The organism is Pseudomonas sp., assembly GCF_030696055.1.
Taxonomy (GTDB): Bacteria; Pseudomonadota; Gammaproteobacteria; order Pseudomonadales; family Pseudomonadaceae; genus Aquipseudomonas.
This window is the reverse complement of the sequence record NZ_JAUYNP010000121.1, coordinates 1-2,283: the sequence shown is the minus strand read 5'-3', so window position 1 is coordinate 2,283 and position 2,283 is coordinate 1. Positions and strand designations below refer to the sequence as shown.

The 2,283-nt window shown below is 64.7% G+C and carries 2 protein-coding genes; one reads left to right on the top strand and one right to left on the bottom strand.

All coding sequences use genetic code 11. From position 1 onward, the window contains the following. A partial coding sequence (locus Q8Q83_RS07250; protein WP_305622425.1) for an FAD-binding oxidoreductase occupies window positions 1-1,560 on the bottom strand: 1,560 nt, incomplete at its 3' end. Window positions 1,561-1,680: 120 nt separating this feature from the next. Between Q8Q83_RS07250 and Q8Q83_RS07245 the strand changes: the two genes are divergently transcribed. Continuing rightward, the coding region (locus tag Q8Q83_RS07245) for an AraC family transcriptional regulator (protein WP_305622423.1) at window positions 1,681-2,283 on the top strand (603 nt) is incomplete at its 3' end.

The window sequence follows — 2,283 nt, the reverse complement described above, 5'->3', positions numbered from 1 at the left end:
CTCCGGGTCGAAGTGCCCGGCCAGGGCCTTGAGCGTGGCCATGCCCAGCTCGCCCTTCTCCACCGGCAGGTAAGGTGCATGATCGCGACCGACGCCGTGCTGGTGGCTGATGGTGCCGCGGTTCTCGGCGATGGTCAGGCTTGCTGCATGTTTGAGCTTCTGCCAGCGCGCCATGGCCTCGGCATAGCTGTTGCCGGGGCGGAACACGTAGGTGGTGTAGATGCTCGAACCTTCGTTGTAGACGTGGGACAGGTGGGTGAACACATGCACCTGTTCGCCCTCCTCGCTCAGGCCGTTGCGCAGGCTGGCCTCGACCTTATTCAGCAGGCTGTCGACGTTGCTCCAGTCGGTGGCGGTTTCCAGGGTGTCCACCGCGTAACCGGCGGCCCACAGGCCGTGGCGCAGGTAGGGGAAGCGAAAGCGGTTTTCCGCCCATTTCTTGCCCAGCAAGGTGCCGGTAAAGATGCCGCCAAAGCTCTTCAGCAGCTTCTTCGCCTGTTTCAGCGAGGCGGCGTTCTGCTGGCGATTGCCGGTCACGCCGAAGGTCAGCATGCACTTGCCGTCACGGGCGCCGCGCAGGGCCAGGTATTTCTCCAGCCAGGCGATCTGCTGCGGATGGCCGGCCAGGGCCAGCTGGGTTTGGGTTTCGATGGCATTGGACAGGCGCAGCATGGACAGCGGCACCCGCGCCTGGGCCAGGCTGCGGATGGCGAGCAGCGCCTGCTGCCAGTTGGGCATAAACACCGAGTAGAAGTTTTCCTGCTCGGCCAGGCGGGTGATACGCACCTTGACCTCGGAGATGATGCCGAAGCGCCCTTCCGAACCCATCAGGATTTCGCGCAGATCGGGACCGGCGGCGGAGGCCGGGAAAGTCGGAATCGCCAGGGTGCCGGCGAAGGTTTCGACCTTGCCGCCGGCGAACAGCTGCTCGATGCGCCCGTAGCGCAGCGACTGCTGGCCGCTGGAACGACTGGCCACCCAACCGCCCAGGGTCGACAGCTCCCAGGACTGCGGGAAATGGCCGAGGGTATAGCCCTGGGCGCGCAGCTGGCTTTCCACCTGCGGGCCATTGGCGCCGGGGCCGAAGGTGGCGATCAGGCTGTCGTGGTCGATCTCGATCAGCTTGCCCATGCGCGCCAGCGACAGGGTCAGCACCGGCTTGCTGCCGGCCTGCGGGTTGATATGCCCGGCCACCGAGGTGCCGCCGCCATAGGGGATGACAATCAAATCCTGCTCGCTGGCCCAGGCCAGCAGTTCGCGGATCTGCACCGGGCTTTCCGGGTAGGCGACGCCGTCGGGGAACTGGCCGAAGTCGCCGGAGCGCATCGCCAGCCAGTCCGGCAGGCTCTGGCCGCGGGCATGCCGCACCCGGTCCTCGGCGTTTAGGCAGATCAGCGGATGAGCCTGCAGGCGCGAAGCCGGCACCTGGGCCAACACCTGTTCCAGGCTGGCATCGGCGAGCAGCTGGCCGGGCCCGACCAGTTCGGCGAGAAAAACCTCGCCATGGGCCGGTAGTTCCACCACTGTCGCTTCATCGCCCCAGCCGTTCCAACGTCGCATCTGCTTCTCCCGGATATTTCAGTCACCTGCAATGGCTGCCTATACTAGCTGGCCGCTCAAGGGCGTCACTGTCGAATCGGGACAGGCGCTATCGCCAATCAAGACATTCAGAATAAGAAGATGACCGACAATCTCGGCTATACCTCAGTCCCCTCCCTGCTTAAGTACCTGCGCCATGCCGAGCAATTGGATCTGGATATCGACCAGGCGCTGGCGGCGGCCGGCCTCACTGCCGAGGACCTGGCGGACAACGGCCGACGCATTCCCAGCGAAACCCATGAGCGTCTGCTCGCCCACCTGCTGCAGGTCTCAGGCGACCCGCTGTTCGGCCTGCATTGCGCGCGTTTCGTGCAACCCGGCTCCTGGAGCGTGCTGGGCTATATCGCGATGAACTGCGCCACCCTGGGCGAGGCCATGAGCCGCATAGTGCCCTACGAAAAACTGGTGGGCGATATGGGCGTCAGTCGGATCGAGGCAGAGCCGGATCACGTCAAGCTGATCTGGACCTGCCGCCACCAGGCCGAACCTATTCGCCGGCATCTGGTGGAAAACGTGCTGGCTTCCTGGCTGCTCTATGCGCGCTGGATCGCCGATTCGGATAGTTCACCGCGGGAGGTGTGGTTCGAGCATGCCCTGCCGCAAGGGGTGGAGATCGGCGAGTACGAGGCCATCTTTGCTTGCCCGATTCGCTTCGAACAATCCTGCAACGCCCTGCTGGTGCCT